We start from the raw sequence: 20,989 nt of genomic DNA, 5'->3' as shown, positions 1-20,989 counted from the left end.
CTTCAGCCGGGCAGGCAAATCGTGAATTCCGTGAATTCGCCCTCCCGCGAATCGACCGTGAGCGTGCCGCCGTGGGCCTTGGTCACGATATCGTGCGAGAGCGAGAGGCCCAGGCCGGTGCCTTCGTTGGTGGGCTTGGTGGTGAAGAAGGGCTTGAAAATGTTGTGCCGCACGGCTTCGGGAATGCCGGTGCCGTTGTCGTAGATTTTTATTTCGACGGAGCCTGCGGCCAGCCGCTGCGTCGATACCCGTACTTCGGAGATATAGTCGGTGCCGGCCATCTTGCCGCGCTGCTGCACGGCATAGAACGCATTGGTAAACAGGTTGAGCAATACCCGCCCCAAATCGGGTGCCACGGCGGGCACCAGCCCCAGCGTCGGGGCCAGCCAGGCGGTGCGAATGGTATGAAAAGCAGGGTCTTTGGCCCGCAGGCCCTGGTAGGCCAGCCGGAAGTATTCCTCCACCAGGGCATTGAGGTCGATGGGCGTGCGGGGGCCGCTGCCGTTGCGGGAGTGGGCCAGCATGCCGGCAATAATGGCGGTGGCCCGCTGGCCGTGCTGGCTGATTTCCTGCAGGTTTTGCTTGAGGCCCGCTAAAAGGAACTCCTGGTCGGCATCGCGGGCCGGGCGTGGCGCATCGCCGGTCATGTCATCGACCAGCAGCGTGCTCACCTCGGCAAAGTTTTTCATGAACGCCAGGGGATTTTGCAGCTCGTGGGCAATACCGGCCGTGAGCTCGCCCAGAAAAACCATTTTTTCGCTCTGCACCAGCTGGGCCTGCGTATCCTTGAGCTGCGTGAGGGTGCTGCTCAAATCATCGCGCTGCCGGGCAATCTGGGCATTCTGGGCGTTGAGCTGCTGATTGGCCCGCTGCTTGTGGCGGTTGGTGCGCCAGAGCATCACCAGGGCGGGCACGGCACTGGCCAGGGCCGCCAGCAGCCAGAGCTGGCGGCGCTCCTGGGTGGCTTCGGCCTGCTGGTCGGCCAGTTCGCGCTGGCGCAGGCGCTCGTTCACATCCAGGGCCTGCAGCTGGGCCATCCTGGTTTGGCTGAACAGAGTGTCGCGGGTGGCGCTGGCCAGCGCGAGGTAGCGGAACGCCGTGGCGCTATCGCGCCGGGCGGCAAAGGCCGCGGCCAGAAACCGGCTGGCATCGAGCACGCCTTTGGGGTAGTTGCTTTGCTGCCCGGCCAGCAGCGCCTGCCGGCCGAAGTACACGGCCGAGTCGGGGCCGGGGCCGGGCTGCCGCTGCCAGAGGCGGGCCTGGCCCAGGTAGGCGCGGCACAGCGCGAAGGTGATGTGCTGGCCCTGCGCCCGCCGAATGCTGCTGCGGTAAAACTGCCGGGCCAGCGCGGGGCGGCCCATGTCGGAGTAGATGTTGCCCAGCATGGCCGCATCGCCCACTTCGCTCACCAAATCATGGTTGGCCAGGTCGAGGGCGTAGCCCCGCCGCGAGAACAGCGCCGCCGAATCGGGGCGGTGCAGCTGCTGGTAGACATTGCCGATGTTGCCCATTATCCGGGTCAGGAGCTTGATATTCTTGCTTTTTTCGGCCACGGCCTTGGCCCGGAAGAAGTAGGCCAGCGCGGGGCGGCTGTTGCCCTGCTCCCAGTTGAGGTAGCCCAGCGCGTTCAGCCCGCGTCCGATTAGCTCCGGCTCGCGCAGCTCTTCGGCCAGGCGCAGGCCCTGGAGGCCTACTTGCAGGGCCGCCGGGTAGTTGCCCGCCTCCCGAAACCCCGACCCCAGCCGGATAAGGGCCAGGCTTTCGCCCCGCCGGTAGTGCAGCCGTTGTGCCAGCTGCAGCGCCTGCTTGCCATAGGCAATAGTGGCAAGCGGGTCGGTTTGGGTGTGCTCGTAGGCCAGCTGGACCAGCAGCAGTACGCGGGCTGTATCGGGGGCAGCCGTGGCCAGCTCGCGCCGCAGGCTATCAATTCGGGCAGTAGACTGAGAGGGCCACGTTACGGGGGGCAAGCCCAACCACCACGTCAGCAATACACAAAGCATTTTCATAAACGGAACTGGAAAGCGCTGTTTGTACGAGGTAGCTAGTGGATGAGCGAGTGGCGGGCGGGGCCTGAAGGCCGGCTAAGCGGCCGGTTCGGCTCCGGAAACGGGTAGCGGGCGAGCTGGTAGTTTGGCAGTGGCAGCTGGGGTAGAAGAGAATGAATGACTGGCTTACAGCGGTTTCCAAGTCCAGGTACAGAGTTAAAAGTTGAGAGTTAAAAGTTAAAAATCAGACGTAGTGGGTTTTAACTTTTAACTCTCAACTTTTAACTGTTTTCAAAAATGTACACTGACTCGGAAACTGCTCTAGTTGACTAAGTAGTTTTACCAAAGTAATAAGATTATCTAATATTACAGAGCTGACGTTACGCAGTCTGTTCCTCGTTTCTCGTGGCTGGTTTCTGGTTTGAGGTGTTTGGGCCGGTTTTCAGGTTAAAATTCAACAAGAAACGGTTGTCTGACAATCTTAATGGAGCCGCCGAAGCCGCGGATTAAAAAACGTTGAGCGAACCCCGTTGGGGTTTGCCCAGCGGATGGCCGAAACGGCGATACGCCCTCAAAACAGGTACGGCGGAGGCGGCTCCATTAAAATTGTCAGATAACCCAAGAAACAAGAAACCAGCCACGAGAAACAACCTGAAACACAAGCACCCAAAGTAGCCCGCGTAACATCAGTCACAGAGCTCTTTGGCGAAGCAACCGGAAATTTGCCGCCGGCGCGGAGCATCTTTGCGGCGCTGCGCTGCTGCGGCCCTTGGTTCTGCCCGTGCGTTTCCCGTCTTTGTTGCTTCGTTCGCGCCGGTGGGCGGTAGGGCTCTTTCTCGGGCTGCTGACCGTGCTGGGTATGGCGCTGGTGCGCGACTATGGCATGGGCTGGGACGAGCCCGCCGAGCGCCTCAATGCGTTCGTGAGTGCCAGATACGTAGCCCTGCGCCTGGCCCCGGAGCTGGCCCGGCGGCAGCCCCGCCTGGCCGATATCCCGGCCCTGCGCCGGCACCGCGATGCCGACCACGGCGTGCTCTTTATGCTGCCGCTGGTGGCCGCCGAGGCTCTGTGGCCCGCCGACCCGGCCACCTGGGCCTACCGGCGGCACCTGGCCGGGTTCCTGCTGTTCGTGGCGGGCGCGTGGGCCGTGTACCGGCTGGGCACCATGCTACTGGGCAGCTGGCGCTGGGGGCTGGTGGGGGCGGGGCTGCTGGTGCTGTCGCCGCGCATTTTCGCCGAGGCCTTCTACAACTATAAAGACGTCGTGTTCCTGAGCCTGTTTGCGCTGGCCATGCTCACGCTGCTGCGGCTGCTGCGGCGGCCCACGGCGGGCCGGGCGCTGCTGCACGCGCTGGCCACCGCCGCCGCCATCGACGTGCGGGCCATGGGCGTGCTGCTGCCGGCGCTCACGCTGGGCTTCGCGGCGCTGGAGCTGGTGTACCGGCCGGTGCGGCGGCGGGCCTTCGTAGGGGCCTTGGGGCTGTATGTGCCGGTGCTGGCCGCGCTGGTGGTGCTGGGCTGGCCCTACTTGTGGGACAACCCGGTCCACTACCTGGGAGCCGCGCTGGGCAGCTTCGGGCACTATGCCAAGGCCATGGAGGTATTCTACCTGGGCCGGTTCGTGGCGGTGCGGGCGCTGCCGTGGCACTACGCGCCGGTGTGGCTGCTCATCACCACGCCGGTGCCGTACGTGGTGCTGTTTGGGATAGGGCTGTGGGGGCTGGCGCGGGCCGCCTGGATTGCCGGGCCGGGCCGCTGGCTGCGGCGTACTAATTCCCGGCGCTACCTGCTGGTGCTGGCCTGGTTTGCTGGGCCGCTGGTGGGCGTTATCGGTCTGCGTTCGGTGCTGTATGATGGGTGGCGGCACCTTTATTTCATCTATCCGGCTGTGGTGCTGGTGGCGGGATTGGGGCTGCGCCTGCTGTGGCACGCCTGGCAGCGGCGGCAAACCGCGGCGGCCCCGCCGCGTGCGCTGGCGGCCGGGGCCCTGCTGGTGGCGCTGGCGCTGGGCATGGCGCGGGTGGCCTGGCGCATGGTGGCCGAGCATCCGTTTCAATACGCCTACTTCAGCTTTTTGCCCGGCCGGGTGGTCGAGCAGCAGTTCGAGCGCGACTACTGGGGGCTGTCGGTGAAGCAGGGCCTGGAGTGGGTGCTGGCCCACGATGCCCGCCCGGCGGTGCCCGTGAGCATGGACGAGCGCACGGAAATGACGCTCCGCATCAACGCCAAAATGCTGCCGCCCGCCGCCCGCGCCCGCCTGCGGCTGGTGGCCGCCGACTCGGCGGGCGGCGGGTATTTCCTCAGTATTTACCGCTGGCATCCGGGGGCGTACCCGGCCAGCGTGGGGCGGCCGGTGCACACCATTCGGGTGGGCGGGGCGGCCATTCTGGGGGTGTGGCGGCGGCCCTGAGCGGCGGCCGGGGTTTTCTTTGTGGTCCCGCCGGGCCTTTTTATCGTCAGGCCGGTTTACGAAGTCTTATTGTTGCCCCTTGCCCATGCCTCTGCTTGAAGTAACCGATGCCCGCCTGGCCCGCCAGTTTATTGAGTTGCCGGCCCGCCTGCACCGGGCAGAGCCCAACTACATTGGCCCGCTTGATAACGAGGTGGAAGCCGTGTTTGACCCCGCCAAAAACCCCCTGCTTGCCACTGGCGAAATCATGCGCTGGGTGCTCACCGACGCGGCGGGCGTGGTTATTGGCCGGGTGGCGGCGTTTCTCGACCGCGACGCGGTGGACGTGCGCAACCCCGACCTGCCCACCGGCGGCCTGGGCTTTTTTGAGTGCGTTGATGACCAGTCGGCGGCCAATCAGCTATTCGATGCGGGGCGGCAGTGGCTGGCCCTGCGCGGCATGCAGGCCATGGATGGGCCCATCAACTTTGGCGGGCGCGAGAAATTCTGGGGCCTGCTCATCGACGGGTTCGACCGCCCGCCCAACTACGGCATGTTCTGGCACCCGCCTCACTACCAGCGGCTGTTCGAGCAGTACGGCTTTCAGCTCTACTTCAAGCAATACACCTGCTACCGCACCACCACCGCGCCGCTGCACGCCAGCTTCGCCAAGCGTACCGAGGAGCACGCGGGGGAATTCCGTTTTGCCCACGCCCGCAAGCAGGATGCCGAGAAGCTGGCCGCCGACTTTCACCACGTCTACAACCTGGCCTGGGCCCGGCACCCCGGCGTGAAACCTATGACGATGGACCAGGCCCGCAATATGGCGCGCGAGATGAAGCCCGTAGTGGACGACCGCCTGCTCTGGTTTGCCTACCACGGCGATGAGCCGGTGGCCTTCTTCATGAGCCTGCCCGAGCTGAACCAGATTTTCCGCCACATTGGCCGGCGACTCGACCTGGCCGGCAAAATCCGGTTCCTGTGGGAGCGGTGGCGCTACATGCGCCGGCGCGACAAGCGCATGTTCGGCATCATCTACGGCGTGGTGCCCGAGTACCAGGGCAAGGGCGTGGACGCGGCCATGCTGGTCTACGCCCGCCGCACGTTCCTCGACGCCGGCTACGCCGACATCGAGATGAACTGGATTGGCGATTTTAACCCGCGCATGCTGGTTACCACGCGCTCCATCGGAGCCAGCATCGTGAAAACCCACGCCACGTACCGGTATCAGTTCGACCGGGAGCGGCCGTTCGAGCGCATGCCGATAATTCGGTGAGCTGTGAAAAAGTGAGGCAAAAAGGCACGTCATGCTGAGCTTGCCGAAGCATCTCTACCGCTTCGGTGCAGCGATTGGATTACTACTGCGGTAGAGATACTTCGACTGCGCTCAGCATGACGTGCCTTTTTAACCTTCCCTCTTCACGCAATCACGCCTTAGAATGGATACCCAATGGCTAGATTCAGTCGACCGGTTTTATCGGGGCTCCTCGTGCCATCATCATTAAGCCTGGTGGGCGTGCCGTAGGGCGCCCGCACGGGCACGGCGTAGTCGAAGCGGATAACGAAGAACTGCACGTCGATGCGAATACCAGCGCCGGCACCCACGGCCAGCTGGTTGAGAAACGCGTTGGCTTTGAACTCGCTGCCGGGGCGGCCGGGGTCAGGGTTGACCAGCCAGATGTTGCCGGCATCCACAAACAGGGCACCTTTCACGTAGGGAAACAGGTCCTGGCGGTATTCCACGTTGCCTTCCAGGCGAATGTCGCCCACCTGGTCGTAGAACTGGTTGGCGGTCTGGTTGGGCGTATCGGGGAAGTAAATGCCGGGGCCGATGCCGCGGGGGGCGAAGGCCCGCACGCTGTTGGGCCCGCCAATGCCGTACTGCTTGGGGTAGGGCAGCACCCGCGAGTTGCCGTAGGGATTGCCGATGCCGGCCAGCAGGCGCGCCACAATGCGGTTGCCGGAGGCGGGGTCGGCGCTGATGCGGTAGTATTCGCGCAGCTCCAAATCGAGCTTGAGATACTGGCTGTATTCCTGGCCCAGCAGGGTTTTGCCGCCCGACGGGCCTTCGGGCGTTTTGATGGACGTGGCCAGGGCCTGGGCCACGTTGCCGCTGCCTTCAATCTGGCCGCTGAAATAAATCTGCTGGCGGCGCTGCTCCAGCGACTGCTGGTTATAGGTGTAGCGGTAGGAGCTGGCCAGAATAAATTGCTGCTGGAAAGCGCTTTTCAGAAAGCTTCGCGCGGGTGTGTTCAGAATATCGGTAAACGTCTGGGTGGGGGTGAACTGGACGTAGGTGATGTCGATGGGCCGGATTTCCTGCTCGTTGGTCACCTTGGTTTTCCAGGTGTAGCCGTAGTTCACGTTGAAGAAATTCTGCGAAAAGTAGTTGGCGCGCGTCACGGCCCGCACGCCCACCTCAATCTTGGTGCGGGGCTGGAAGTCGGAGTTGGGCAGCTTCACGTCGAGCAGCGGCAGGTCGGGCGTTATCAGGCGCGGAATGAGGAGCTGGGCGTTGATGCCGTACTCGAAGCTGGTGAGGCCCAAGGCGCCGTTGCCGCCGCCGGTCTGGGTTTCGGTGGAGGCAATGCCATTGATGAGCAGTTGCTCGGCGCCGCGCAGGGCCGAGCGGTTGCGGAACGTCACCTTGAGGGCGGGGCCGGTGAAGCCGTTGGTTTTGGTGGTGAGCTGTACCTCGGCGCGCAGGCTTTTCTTCTTGAGCTGGGTCATGAGCACCTCGGCGTCGAGGCGGTGGCGCAGGCCCACCGAGCGGTTGCTGCCGGGCGCGGCATCGGCCGGCACGGCCACGGCGGTGTCGCCGGCCGCGGCGGGCTTGAAGCGAATTTCTACGAAGCGGAACGTGCCCAGGCTCATGAGGCGGCTCAGGGTCTGGTCGCGGCGGTGGCGGCGGTACACGCTGTCCGGGTACAGAAACGTGGCGCGGGTAATGGCCCTGGCCTTAAACATTTCCTCATCCGGAAAATACTGGTAGCCCCGGAAGCGCATGGGGTTGCGCATGGTGGTATCGGTCAGCACATAGCTGGTGTTCAGCTTCACCTGGTCGAGCCAGTAGGGGCGCAGGGCCTTGGGCGGCGCACTGTTTTTGAGGCGCACATCCACGGTGGCTTTGTGGTCGAGGGTGCTGTCGACCTTGAAAACGAGGTAGTCGGGCGCGAAGTAGTAGTAGCCGTGCTCCTTCAGGTCGGCATCGATGCGCACCCGCTCGGCGGTGAGGGTGGCCAGGTTGTAAGCATCACCCACTTTCACCAGGCTTTCGCCCTGCGTGTTGCGGATGGCCGCCCGCACCAGCGAGTCGCCCTGCGGGAAGTTGACCTGGGTGTAGCGGTACACCAGGCCGGGCAGCGCGGTGTAGTCGATTTCGGCTGTTTTCTCCTGCTTCTTCACTTCGTAGGAAGCCTGGCCGTTGAAAAAGCCGTTGTTGTGCAGGCGGTTCACCATCAGGTCGCGCACGGCAGCGGGCTTGGCCTGCGACAGGTACACGGGCGGCTCCCCAAACTTATCGGCGAAGAATTTGCCCAACCCTTTTTTCTTGTTCACGCCCAAGTGCCAGAAGTACAGCTTGGGCCGCAGCCCCAGAAGGGAGCTATTGGGCTTGGGGCCCACCACCGACTCCAGCTCGGTTTGCAGAGCACTCTGGTTATTCACCGTTTTCTCACCGGCCGGGGGCTTGATGCTCACCTTGCTGCCGGTGTAGAGGCGTTCGCCCTCGGGCACGAATTTCAGGCCCGAGCAGGACGCCAGCAGCAGCAGCACCGGGGCCAGCAGCAGGGCGCGGCGGGTGGGCGCGGCGGTAAGTAAACGCTTCGTTAAATAGCTGGCTGAAATCAAAACGGCAGAATTAAGCTGTTGGCCAGCCAGGGTTTGGCGGCGCTGGAACGGGGGGGTATTGGCGGGCAGCAGCTTTCTCATTTCGTTTTGCTGCTGGTGGTTTTGCTGCTGGTTTTGCTGCTGTCGACGCGGGCGGCGGGCGGGGTTTGCAGGGAATCCTGCAAGGCTTTTTTATCCGCCTTCTCCTCCTTGCGCTGCTCTTTACGCTGCTCTTTCACTTCGGGCGGCAGTTTGGCAAACAGCTCCTTGAGGTTGTCGTACTCGCGCTGGAACACCAGGGCCGCGCCGGTTTTAATAAGCTGGCCGTCGATGTCCTCGTAGGCATTCTGGCGGAAGGCGCGCAGGCGCAGGCGGCCGTCGCGCAAAATGCTGTACTCGATGCTGATGTCGCCGGCAAAGTTGCTGGCCGAACTGCCGCCCTGCGTGGCCTGCGTGCCCGCGCCGCCCAGCGGAATGTCGGTGCCGAGACGAACCGAGAGGCGGTTGTTCAGGAACTGGCGCTTCACGGCCACGTTCAGGTCGGTGCGGCTCCTGGCTGAGCCGCTGCTGTAGTCGGCCTGGTTGGTCACGCCCAGGTCGAGGCCCAGGCCGGCGAGGTACTTGCCGGTCAGGTTGTTGAGTTGGTCGGTGAGCACGGCGCTGGCCGAGCCGCGCAGCTGCGTGGCCACGAAGCCCTCGCTGGCGCTGCTCTCAAACGGATTCTGCTGAAGAAAGCGGCCCAGTATCAGCAGCGAAAACACCTGCTTGCTCTGTTCGGAGGTCTGGTTGGGCTGGCGCAGCTGGGCCAGCTTGGCCTCTACCTGGCCACTGAGGGCTCCGCGCTCGCTTTCGGGCAGCGTAATGTCGAAGTTGATAAGCGGCTGGCTGAGCTTATCGGTCACGTTCAGCAGTACGTTGAAGGGCAGCCGGTTGCGGGCCGTGGTATTGGCCACGGCATTGTCGAGGCCCTGGCCGGCCAGTAGGTCGGCGGGCGCGGCGTCCACCTTATACACGGCCGTCACGTCGAGGTCGGCGTTGTAGGGGTCGCCGCTCCACGTCAGGCTGGAACCGGGCCGGATGGCAAAATCGCGCGAGGCCAAATCATAGAGCGACAGGTGGTAAGAGCCGCTGGCCACCTCCAGCCGGCCGCTGAGCGTGATGGTGCCCGTGGGGTCGATGTTGGTGTTGAGCGTGCCGTTGGCGCGCACCTTCAGGTTGTCGCCGCTTATCGGGTCGATGACCACGGTGAAGGGCGTTTTGTCGGTCACCGTCACCACGGCCGTAACGTCGTAGCCGGTGGCCGTTTTCGCGGTGTCCAGCGCCAGCTGCCGCTGCAGCATGGTATCCACGGGCGCGCTTTTATCAATCCACTCCACGATGCCTTCGGAATCGACCTTGTTGGCCTCCGTGCCCGGCGACTCGATGGTGAGGTTGGAGCCCTCGACCACCGTCACGTTGGTGTCGATTTTCAGCAGCTCCAGCGGGCCGGTCAGGCGGGTTCGGGAGTCCACCACCAGCTTGCCGTAGAAGAGCGGGTTGTTTTTGCGGGTGCTGTTCACGGCCATGAAGTTGTCGGTGGTGGCCGTGAGGTCGAAGGCGTAGTTAATGAAGTCCCGGGTCAGCAGGTGGCCGTTGGCCACGGCGGTATTGTCGGCCGAGTCGCGCACCGTGAAATTGTCGAACCGAATGCCCCGGTCGTCAAACGTCAGCTCCTGGCCGGGCATACGGTAGAGGGCGCCCAGCTGCGTGACGGCAAACGCCGCTTCGGGCGAGGTAGTGAGGGTGCCGCGTACCACCGGCGCCGCGGGCGCACCCGTCACGCTTAGCTGGCCTCGCACGTAGCCCGCCGCCTGTTCGAGCTGCCCGGCCGAGAAAGCCTGGGCCAGCCGCAGCAGCAGGCGCTGGGCATCCACGGTCAGGTGCAGGGGCGCGGCTTCATTGGCCAGGTAGTAGCCACTCACGCGGACGTCGTTGCCAGCCCCGCCCACGCTGCCGGGCTCGCCCCCGGTCAGGCGGGCGTCGAGGTTGTAGCGGCTGGGCGAAGGGTTGGTCGCATTCACGGCAATGTCGCCGATGACCGCCTTCTGGAACACCAGGTTTTTGATGGTGGCATCGGCCGTGAAGGCCTGGTTGGGCTTGCCCAGGTTGTCGATGCGGGCCGTACCGTTCAGCTGGCCCGCCACCAGCGAATCCTGCTGCTGCACGATGCGGGCCAGCTCGGCCAGCTCAAAATTGGTGAAGGTGACGCCCAGCGGCGAGGTCCGCACCTTGGGGTTCTGGCTTTGCAGGGCCAGGGTGCTGCGGCCGTTGGTCAGGTTCAGGCCGTCGGCCACTACCTCGCCGGTGGGGTAGTAGCGCACGAAGTTGTTGGCCCCCGCCGTCCAGTTTTCGTAGTTGATAACCTGCTCCGGCGCGGCTTGGAACTCATACACCACACTGCTATTGCGCCCGCCCGCCTGCGCCAGCGCCTGCAAGGTGCCAGCCACCGCCAGCCGCTCGCGGTTGGCCGAATCACCGAGGATGGCCACGCGGGTAAAAAGCTTGTTGTTGGCCACGTTACCGATGATGCTGGGGCGGCGCAGCTTCAGCGTGGAGTCCTGCGCGGCCTGGGCCAGGCGCAGGGCGTAATCCAGCTTGCTGGCATCGGAACCCACGTCCAGCTTCAGCGAGTCAATCCGATAATTAGCGTAGCGAATGACGGGAATGCTGGTGTTGGCCGTGAGGCGGGCCGCCCGCCGCGAGTAGTCGCCGGCCAGCGTGAAAGGCGAAATCTGCTTCAGGTCCTTCACCAGCTTAGTGGCCAGCTTGGGGTCTTTTAGCTGCAGCGAGTAGGTAAAGTGCCGGTCGGCCGAGCTGGGCACGTACCTCACGCCCGGCACGTCGAAGTAGCGGTCGAGGTGCTGCTGTAGCTCAGTGGCCAGGTTGCCCAGGCGCACGTTGCCATCGAGGCGCACATTGGCAATGTCGGAGGTGATGACCGCCAGGGTGCGGTTGGCATTCTGCACGATGCGGCCGTTGAGCGAGTCGAGCGGAAACCGCTGGTTGTCCCGTACAATCACAATCTTGGTCCCGCTGAACGTGCCGTTGAGCGAGTTCAGGTCCGACCCGCGCAGGTTGGCCGTCAGGTTGCCCTGCACGCGCAGGTCGCCGCCGGTATAGAAGCCCAGCGCCGTGAGGTTGGCCCCGCGCAGGTTCAGCCTGGTTACTTCGTAAGTGGGGTTGTTGGGGTCGCGCAGGTTCACCACGGCGCTCAGGTCGAGGTCGAGGTTGGGGTCGTTTTTGCTGCTGGCGTTGATGACGTAGCGGTTGCGGTCGAGGTCGACCGTAGCGGCTACGCCTTTGTAAGTGTAGCCGTTGTAGCGCGCGCTCTGCACGTTGGCTTTCACCTGGCCCACCAGCGTACCGGGGTCTTTCAGGTTGCCGGTGGCATTGATGCGGCCCGTAGCCGTGACGCGCCCGATGGTGGGGTCTTTCAGCAGCTTGCCGAAATCGAACGCCTTCACCGCGAAGGTGCCTACCACCGGCTGCCGGCCGTTGGCCTGCGCCTTGCCCAGGTTGCCGCTGAAGGCCAAGTCGCCGTAGCTGGTGCGGGCCCGCAGGTCGGTATTGAACTGCAGCGTGGTGGGGTAGCCTTTGAAGGTGCCGCTCACCGCGAACGTGGGCGGAATGCTGATGTTGTTCGGAATGCTGCCCTTCGGAGCCAGGCTGAGGATGTCGGCCCGAGAGGAGCTGAACTGCCGCAAATTCGCGTCCACATACAGTCGGCCATCCACTTCGGGCAGGCCGGTGATGCGGATGCGGGGCGCTTTCACCACGGTGTTGCGCAGGCCCACAAACTCGAAGTTGCGAATCGTCATGTCGCCCACGCGGCCCGCCACCAGCCCGTTCACCAGCACACTCTGGTTGGGGCCGGTGTTGAAGGGCGGCGTGCCCGCCAGCTGCGGGGCCAGGTACAGGATATCGCGGAAGCCCAGGCGCACGTCGCGCAAATCACCCTCAATCTTCAGATTAGGCAGCTTTTTCACGTCGCCCAGCGCCGTCAGGCTTTCGTAGCCAATGGCCAGCTTGCGCCGGATGCGGGTATGCGGGGTAATAAGGTCGAGGCTATCGAGCCGAATCTGCACCGAATCGTACACCACGTTGGCGCGCCACGACGTGATTTCGAAGCCGCTCTGCTCCTTGCCGGCCAGGTTATCAACCTTGGCGGTGGTGCGGTTTTCGGTGTAGCGCAGGTCGCGCGTGTTCAGCACGAGGTCCGTGAAAGCGAGGTGGTTGTAGTCGAGGGCCGGCAGGCGGGTTTTCTGCTCGGGCTCGTTGAAGTTGTCGAACTTCACATCGAGCCCGCTGATGTCGGACTCGTTCAGCGTCACCTTCCAGGCCAGGCGCTGGCCGGTAGCGGCTTTGTTCTGGTCGGCGGCTTCGTCGAGCTTGCGCACGATTTCGGCGGGATTTATTACCCGCTCTTCCACGGCAATATCCTTATTCTGGGCGTAGGCGAAGGTGGTGTTTTTGAGCGTGAGCTTATCCAGCGCCACCAGCTCTTTTTGCAGGTCGATGTTCTTCGCCGTGATGTCAGCCAGGCCAATATTGGTGCTGATGTACTGGCCCGACGGCGCGTTTTTATACACAAACCCCACGCTGTCCAGCGTGGCGTGGTTGATGCCGAACTGCACCGAAATCGGCTCGGTAGGAGCGGGGTTATCCACTTCCGGGGCCGTTTTGGTTTGCACGATGCTGATGGCCGAGCGACGCAGCGTGGCGTTATCCACCTTGTAGATGGAGTTATCCACATCCACCTCGTCCATGGTGGCTGTGAACTCGCCAATCCGGGCCCGGATGTCGGAACCGGTTATCTGGTCGTTCTGCGTGAAGTAGATGTTGGTGAGCCGGGCCTTGCCGATGTCGTATTTCAGACCCGAAGCCGTGGTGTCGACCGGGGCCGTGGGGTCGGTGAAGGCCGCAATGATGAAGTCGTAGTTGTTCACCGAATCGGGCTCGGTGCGCGTGAGGCGCACGCGGCCGTCGTTGAGCTCAATGTTCGAAATGTTGATTTGCTTGTTCAGCAAAGCCCACACATCGAGGTCGACGCCCAGGTGGCCCACTGATAACAGCGTGTCCCGCTTCTGGTCTTCCAGGTACACCCCGTCGAAGTTGATGGCGTGGCGGAAATCGGTCCGAAACTTCCCGATTCGCACTTCCGTGCCCAGCTTATCGCGCAGGTAGCTTTCGGCGCGGCGCGCCACAAAGTCCTGGCCTGAAGGGAATTGCAGGAACACTACTACTGCGATAACGAGTAGTAGAACCAGGGCTAACAGCCCCAGCAAACCGTAAAGGGCACGACGCAGAAAAATCGACAAAGCAGGGCAGAATGAACAGCAAACAAAAAGGGGCTAGCGACCAAACGCAAAACTACGGGTTGGGGTTGGCAGCCGCACTCTTTGCGCCGCGGCGAGGGTAGCCGCATACCGACACCCGCCTACCGGCCTTATCTTGCAGGCCCCAAACTCCAGTTGCGACCGCATGATTCTTCGTTTTTCTATCCCCTATCGTACCATTCCTGGCCAGCAGCTTGCCGTTTGCGGTTCGCATCCCGACCTGGGCAACTGGCAATTGGCGGCGGCGGCTCCCATGAGCTACGATAATGCCACCGGTTGCTGGAGCTACGAGCTGACCGTAGCCGATGCCTCGGCTGAGCTGGCGTATAAGTACGTGCTGCTGGATGCCAACGACGGGGCCGAGCACTGGGAATCCGGACCGAACCGCACGGTGAAGTACGTCGCCGCCCGCGCTCCGCGCCTGCATTTGGCCGACTACTGGCGTGCCCCCGCCCAGCCCGAGAATGAGCTGCTGACCGCCGCCTTCACCAAAGCGCTGTTCCAGCGGCCCGCAGCGGCCGCAGCGGCCGCGCCCAACGCGAAAGCTAAAAAAGGCAAAGCTGCTGCCGCTTCCCCGCCAGGCACTAAGCACCAGGCACCAGGCACCACTACCGCCCCCGCCGCCGGCGAAATCGTGTTTCGCCTCCTCGCCCCGCGCGTCGACCCGCAGCTCAGCCTGTGCGTGCTCGGCTCGGACCCCGCTTTGGGGGCCTGGGACAATACCAGGGCCCTCGTGCTGACTGATGCCGACTACCCCACCTGGGCGGCCACCGTCAAACTCCAGAATCCGACCAAGGACTGCCTCTATAAGTACGCCATGTGGGATGCCCGGGCCGGACAGGCCCTCGACATGGAAAGCGGCGAAGACCGGATAATTCCCGCCGCCACGGCTGGCCATACTGCCGCCCGCGTGTTCAACGACGAAGGCTACCGCTACGCCAGCTCCTGGCGCGGGGCGGGCGTGGCCCTGCCCGTGTTTGCCATGCGCAGCGAAAGCGGCTTCGGCGTGGGCGAGTTCTCCGACCTGAAGCTGCTCACCGACTGGGCCGTGCAAACCGGCCTCAAGCTGGTGCAGATTCTGCCCATCAACGACACCACCGCCACCCACACCTGGGTCGATTCCTATCCGTACGCCGCCATTTCGGTGTTTGCCCTGCACCCGCAGTTTATTCACCTCGAAGGCATCGCGGCGCTCAAGGATAAGAAAGCCGCCAGGGAGCTGGTGACGCTTAAAGCCGAGTTCAACGCCAAGGATTTCGTGGACTATGCGCCGGTGATGGCCGCGAAGTGGAAATTCCTGCGGCTGCTGTATCAGCAGGAGAAGCAGACTTTCCTCGCCGATGCCGACTACCAGAGCTTCCGGGCCAGCGAAGCCGGCTGGCTGGTGCCCTACGCCGCGTTCTCGGCCCTGCGCGACCGGTTCGGGACCGCCGATTTTCAGCAGTGGCCCGCCGGGTTCCGCACTCCGCAAAACCTGGAGGCCCTGACCGCCGAAACCGCGCCCGACTACGACGAGTTCGGCCTGTTCTTCTTCGTGCAGTACCACCTCGACAAGCAGCTGCTGGCCGCCGTGAACTACGCCCGCAGCCGCGGCGTGGTGCTGAAGGGCGACCTGCCCATCGGCATCTACCGCCACTCGGTGGATGCCTGGACCCAGCCCGAGCTCTACCACATGGATAGCCAGGCCGGGGCCCCGCCCGATGATTTCTCCACCACCGGCCAGAACTGGCGCTTCCCCACCTACAACTGGGAGCGCATGGCCGAGGACGGCTACACCTGGTGGAAGCAGCGCATGGGCCACCTCGCCCGCTACTTCGACGCCCTGCGCATCGACCACATCCTGGGCTTCTTCCGCATCTGGGAAATGCCCATTGAGTCGGTGGAGGGCCTGTTGGGGCACTTTGCGCCCGCGCTGCCGTTGCACCGCCACGAGATTGAGCGCCGCCTGGGTTGGTTTGATTACAGCCGCCTGTGCGAGCCCTACATCCGCTGGCACATGCTCCAGGATATCTTCCAGGGCGAGGCCGAAGCCGTGTTCGACGAGTACCTGGACGATGCCAGCTACGGCCGCATCCACCTCAAGGAAGCCGTAAGCGACCAGCGCAAAATTGAATCCTACATCGCCCAAAAAGTAGCCGACCACCCAGCGCATGCCGAGTATTTTGCCTGGCTGCAAAAGGGCCTGTTTGCCTTGGTGAACGAGGTGCTGTTCGTGCCCGCCGGCAACGACTGCTACCACCCCCGCATCACCCTGAACAAGAGCTACTCGTACCGCGAGCTGGACTCCGACGAAGACCGCCGCCGCCTCTACGACGACATCTACGTGGACTTCTTCTTCCGTCGTCACGAGGAGTTCTGGCGTGAGCAGGGCCTGGTGAAGCTGCCGGCCGTGCGCTACGCCACCGATATGCTCATCTGCGGCGAAGACCTGGGCATGGTGCCCGCCTCCGTACCCGGTGTGATGAAGGAGCTGGGCATTCTGGGCCTGCACATCCAGCGCATGCCCGCCAACCCCGAAACCGAATTCGGCCACCCCGACGCCGCGCCCTACCTGAGCGTGGTCACGACCAGCAGCCACGACATGAGCACGCTGCGCGGCTGGTGGGAAGAGGACCGGGTGCGCACCCAGCGCTTCTTCGAAACTATCCTGGGCCACTGGCGCGAGGTGGCCCCGTTCTACTGCGAGCCCTGGGTGGCGCGCGAGATGCTGGTGCAGCACCTGCACGCACCGGCCATGTGGGCCATCATGCCCCTGCAGGACCTGTTGGCCATGGACCGCAGCCTGCGCCGCGCCAACCCGCACGAGGAGCAAATCAACGTGCCCAGCAACCCCACCCACTTCTGGAAGTACCGCCTGCACCTGCCCCTGGAAGAGCTGGTCGAGGCCGTGGGCTTCAATGAGCCGCTGCATGGGCTGGTGGTGGCCAGCGGCCGCGGCTAGAGTCAGGCGACATAAAAGCAGTTTTTGCCCATCGGCGCAATTACAAAAAGGGTAGTGGCCACTCAGTTCTCACTGGGTGGCTACTACCCTTTTTGTATTGGGTCAGTAAAGGGCCTGCTGTGCAATAGGCGTTTGTTAAGTATTGACCGCAGCATCTGTTCATGCACCGGGTAGCCTCCAAAAATAACCAGTTTTGCCGACCTTGTTTGGTAAGCTGTCGAGGGTTGGCTGAGGCAATGTCGGCCGAGGCTTTGGCGACTATTCTTCCATCGAACTGTGGGCCAGAGCCGCTCGGTAAAGGCATTATGGGTAGCCGTCGCGGCAGCTGGTGCTGACAGGCCCGAGTTCATGGCGTTTTCCCGCAGAACGGCTAGTAGAAGCTACTGCGGTACGGGCCCTGGGCACCGTTAAAGCAGATAGGTTGAGCAGCGTATTACCATGAAGTTAGCGCCTGTTGTTTTTCCAGAAAGGAAGGGAGTTCAGTCGCCGCCTCACGTTAATTCCAAAAGAAAGTTCTACCCTTTATTAGGTAGTGAAAGCACTATTAAGCATGTTTAACAGGTTTTTCATTCTTTTTATATGATTTAATCGAGAATGTGTTGTTGGTAAGGGTATTAGTATAGTTAATTTGTACTGCGTTACGACAAGCTGTTAGGTATTAGTAGGCTACACCAAACCGTCCTCTATTCAATTTATTATTAAATTAAAACAAGATACTAAAAAATGATTTCCGCCCTTTCACCGGCTTTGCATATGTATTCACCGGGTGAAATTAATAGTTGGCATAAAATAATTTCAGTCCACAGTAAGCAAAAGTAGATTTACTTACTGTCTAGATAATTGCTGATTTACGCCAGGCCTAGCCTCATAATAAAGTCTGATACCAAGAACTGACTTAAAAGACTTGTGCTTTAGCAGTTTCTAATAAGTAAGTCATCAAGTCTTGCCTTTTTTCATTCATCCTAATTTTTCAAATGACCATATCCTTACATCTTAAAACATGCTTATTGGGTGCGCTGGCATTGCTGGGTTCGACATTAGGCGCAATAGCTGAAGGTTCCAAACAGCTTACCCCCAACACAAACCCAGGTGCTGCTCTGACTGACCCGGCCAACACCCGGGCCGGCTTTCTGACGCATGACGTTGTTACCGACAACGCGTCGCTAGGCTTTTTGAAACCAGCCACCTGGACGGGTACCGGGGGGATTCCTTTCTCAGAAGATTATCGCATGTATGTGCACATAGAGCCTAATGAAGTGCTCTACTACGGCGTACGCCGCAATTCCCGCCCGGAGTCCACGACCGCGCAAGCCGACCTTACCCTGACTCTGCGCTACGGCGTGGGTGCCGGTACCGTGGTGCAAACCACGACCCTGGCGCGCGACCAAGCTAGCACAAACCAATCGCTGCTGTTACCCGGGGCTGGAGTGATTACTACCGCGCAGCAAGCGCAAGCGGGACCACTACCCACTGCAGGCGGCTATGCGCCGCTGACTTATACCAATACTACTGGTAGTGCCCAGGAATTTTACATTGAGTTTACCCAAGTCGGCGAAAGCGGGTTGACGGACAATGCTAAGCGCTCCGAATATGACTTTTGGGACTTTACTGTGCGTACCAACGCCGGTGTGGAGAAACCAGGGCGCCTTTACAGCAAACACTGGGCATTTTCGGCGGGTACTTCCTCGGGACCTGCAGGTGCCATTCAAAACCGGCTTTCAGCTACGTTCAACCTGTACCCGTTGGTAGAAAGCAAGAAAACGCCGGGCCAGTATTTTGTGAAGCAAGTGGAACTGGCAGGGATGCGTCCATTGGTTTTCTATTTCGTGAGCAACGAATTTGGTTCGACATATGATGCTACCACGCGCACCACGGTGGCTGACCGGCAGAAAAGCCAGACCAGCCGCACCAGCTACCCGCAATACGCAAACTTTGTGAACGAGCCGGATGCTGCCATTTACCCAAGCGCTGCTACTCCAACCGTGAGTACCAGCGCAGCCGCGTTTTGCCAGGCTGGGGTAACCAAAGTGGCATTCACCACGCGCAGCGACGAAACCGGTTCGTTCGATATTCTTATCGACTTGAATGGTAATAACGTCAATGATGGAGTTGACCGGTTGTTGCAGCAGTTCGTAGCCGGAGGAAGCTTTAATACCATCGTGTGGGACGGCAAAGACAAAAACGGAGCTACCGTGACCCCAACCGGACAGGTTATAAAATACAACTTTGTGAGCCGGGGTGCCACAGTCAACTTTCCGGTGTATGATGCGGAGGGCAATCCCGACGGCTTTCGGATACGCAATACCCGCCCCAATACTGCGGCATACGACCTGTTGTATTGGGACGATTCGCGGTTAACCAATTTTACAACCAAGGGAGTGGAACTTACTGGCGTCGATTCGACCCCGGGCGTTCACCTATGGGGCGTAAGTACTGACCAAGGCAACACCTATACGGTGAACAGCTGGACCTACGGCTTTACCGTATTCCAGGGTGCCAAAACCTTTACATATGCCACCGCCTGCGACAACGACAAAGACGGAGTAGACGACCTCGTTGATATCGACGATGACAATGATGGTGTACTAGATGCCGTGGAAGGCTTTTCGCCCACGGGGGTAGCCGCAGGCAATGCCAATTATGTGGACCCTAGCGCATTTGCTGCGGGTGCGGCAGTACCTTATTATTTAGATGTAAACTACGTGCATCCCGTCCTTGGTGTATTCCTCGATACTAATGGCGACGGCGTAAATGACCTTTTTGACATCGACCGAGATGGTATTCCTAACCATAATGACCTTGATGCTGATGGTGATGGTTTGACGGATGCTTTTGAGGCAAATGGCAACACGGTTCCGAATCAAACATTCGGACCTGTAACGGTAACTGCTGGCGGCAACACCTACACGTACCAAAGTTTATTTGACGTTGCGCAAGGCCGGTTTGTGACCACTGCCGTAGCTAGGGCTACGGCTGCCGGGACTTCGGCCGGTGTGGGGCCCAATGGTTTGCCCGATGCCATCGAAACAAGCGTGAGTTACGCTAAAAGTGGCAATAATGTAGTCGCGACCGAAACCGATGTCAGCGGATACACTCTCACCGACAGCGACAGCGACCAGCGCACCAGTGGCACCGCGACCAGCAAAAATTACAATTTTCTGGACATTGATTCCGATAACGACGGCATTACTGATGACCGAGAAGCCCAGACTACTGCAGGTTATATTGCTCCAAGCGGGACGGATACGGATAAAGATGGCCTAGATAATAGCTATGACCCCACACCGGGCGGTACGGTAACAGCCGGCGCAGCTTTGACCACACTTACTAACTCGGACACCGATGCAACCGCTGATATCTTCGACACCGACTCCGACAACGATAACGCCAGCCGGGCGGCTTTGCCCATCTATCGGCAAACGGCTGACTGGACGGAAGGCTTTGACGTTAGCGGCAACGGGTTGGCAGGTGATGAGATTGTGGCCAAGGCCCGCGCCTTCGCCGCCGCCAACCCGGAAAAGTTTAAATATTATGAAATAGCAGGACCTTTTGGTAGTACGTCGGTCTCGGACTTTCTACTGGTGAGCAAGACGGTGAATGGCGACAAGATTCCAGCTTTCCTCGACCCAGCCTCTTTCTATTATCACGACGACAACTTTAACGGTTTGGTGGACTTGTACGACCCGGCTTACGGTGGGTCGCCGTCTATGGCTCCTAAGCGAGTAGCTACTCAGCCGGAAGCCGACTACCGCACGAGTTCTGTCCAGACCCCGCTGCCGGTAGAACTGACAGCCTTCACGGCCACTGCAGTGAAAAACGTGGATACGCAACTGGCTTGGAACACGGCCTCGGAGAAGAACAACGACTACTTCAACGTGGAGCGCAGCCTCAACGGCACCGACTTCGTGAAAATTGGCCAGGTGATAGGCCAGGGCAGTAAGTCGGCCCCGACGGACTACGCCCTGACCGACACTGGTATCGGCGCGAAAGTAAGCAGCACGGTGTACTACCGCCTTCAGCAGGTAGACACCGATGGCACGGCGACCTACTCGCCGGTTCGCACGGCGGCTTTCGTCAAAGCGCTGGCCTCAGCCCCAGCCATCACGCTCTTCCCGAATCCGGGCAAGATGACCAGCACGCTCGACCTGACGCAGCTGCCCACCGGCACCTACCAGGTAAGCCTGCTCGACGCCACGGGCCGCGTGGTGATGAACACGACGCTTAGCGCCGGCCTGACCCACGTTCTGACGCTGAATTCCCTCGCCAACGGCACCTACACGGTGCTGGTGCGTGGCCAGAACGGCAGCGAAATCGTTAACCTCACCAAGCGCCTCATTAAAGAATAAGGATGCTCCCGGCTCGCCGGTATACGAAAAAGAAGGTCCTCCCCACACCGGGGAGGACCTTCTTTTGCTTTGGGCCAATGCGTAGGCACAACCTCGCTGCCAAGCTTTGGGTTAATACCTCCGAA

7 protein-coding genes are annotated in these 20,989 nt (G+C 61.4%); 4 read left to right on the top strand and 3 right to left on the bottom strand.

Annotated elements, in window-relative coordinates; translation table 11 throughout:
- Window positions 1–2: 2 nt before the first annotated feature.
- Window positions 3–2,006: an ATP-binding protein gene (locus ABD819_RS10780; RefSeq protein WP_345124039.1), complete on the bottom strand. Its 2,004-nt coding sequence runs from the start codon at window positions 2,004–2,006 to the stop codon at window positions 3–5.
- 760 nt (window positions 2,007–2,766) lie between these two features.
- On the opposite strand from ABD819_RS10780, the gene ABD819_RS10775 reads away from it, so the two are divergent.
- Together ABD819_RS10775 and ABD819_RS10770 are read left to right on the top strand one after the other, a co-directional pair.
- Window positions 2,767–4,395: a hypothetical protein gene (locus tag ABD819_RS10775; RefSeq protein WP_345124034.1), complete on the top strand. Its 1,629-nt coding sequence runs from the start codon at window positions 2,767–2,769 to the stop codon at window positions 4,393–4,395.
- Window positions 4,396–4,480: 85 nt separating this feature from the next.
- Window positions 4,481–5,650 carry a hypothetical protein gene (locus tag ABD819_RS10770; protein WP_345124032.1) on the top strand — a complete coding sequence of 390 codons (1,170 nt, stop codon included), beginning with the start codon at window positions 4,481–4,483 and terminating at the stop codon, window positions 5,648–5,650.
- Window positions 5,651–5,808: 158 nt separating this feature from the next.
- Here the strand turns inward: ABD819_RS10770 and tamL are convergent, their stop codons facing one another.
- On the bottom strand, window positions 5,809–8,304 hold the full coding sequence (gene tamL / locus ABD819_RS10765; RefSeq protein ID WP_345124030.1) for a translocation and assembly module lipoprotein TamL: 2,496 nt from the start codon (window positions 8,302–8,304) through the stop codon (window positions 5,809–5,811).
- Entirely contained in the window at window positions 8,301–13,559 is a 5,259-nt protein-coding gene (locus ABD819_RS10760; protein ID WP_345124028.1) for a translocation/assembly module TamB domain-containing protein, read from the bottom strand. The genes tamL and ABD819_RS10760 overlap by 4 nt, the downstream gene beginning before the upstream one ends.
- Before the next feature lie 163 nt (window positions 13,560–13,722).
- On the opposite strand from ABD819_RS10760, the gene ABD819_RS10755 reads away from it, so the two are divergent.
- Complete coding sequence (locus tag ABD819_RS10755; protein WP_345124026.1) at window positions 13,723–16,518, top strand: 4-alpha-glucanotransferase; 2,796 nt, start codon at window positions 13,723–13,725, stop codon at window positions 16,516–16,518.
- Window positions 16,519–17,492: 974 nt separating this feature from the next.
- Window positions 17,493–20,864, top strand: a complete 3,372-nt coding sequence (locus tag ABD819_RS10750; protein ID WP_345124024.1) for a T9SS type A sorting domain-containing protein — start codon at window positions 17,493–17,495, stop codon at window positions 20,862–20,864.
- Window positions 20,865–20,989: the final 125 nt, after the last annotated feature.

This window comes from Hymenobacter antarcticus, from assembly GCF_039539545.1.
GTDB classification, from domain to species: domain Bacteria; phylum Bacteroidota; class Bacteroidia; order Cytophagales; family Hymenobacteraceae; genus Hymenobacter; species Hymenobacter antarcticus.
Note: the sequence above shows the minus strand (reverse complement) of the source record. Positions and strands in the feature narration are given on the sequence as shown.

What these genes read in the sequence shown, in the direction of transcription:
- ABD819_RS10780 (WP_345124039.1), bottom strand. Translation starts at nt 2,006, where the DNA reads ATGAAAATGCTTTGTGTATTGCTGACGTGGTGGTTGGGCTTGCCCCCC.
- ABD819_RS10770 (WP_345124032.1), top strand. Translation starts at nt 4,481, where the DNA reads ATGCCTCTGCTTGAAGTAACCGATGCCCGCCTGGCCCGCCAGTTTATT.
- tamL (WP_345124030.1), bottom strand. Translation starts at nt 8,304, where the DNA reads ATGAGAAAGCTGCTGCCCGCCAATACCCCCCCGTTCCAGCGCCGCCAA.
- ABD819_RS10755 (WP_345124026.1), top strand. Translation starts at nt 13,723, where the DNA reads ATGATTCTTCGTTTTTCTATCCCCTATCGTACCATTCCTGGCCAGCAG.
- ABD819_RS10750 (WP_345124024.1), top strand. Translation starts at nt 17,493, where the DNA reads ATGACCATATCCTTACATCTTAAAACATGCTTATTGGGTGCGCTGGCA.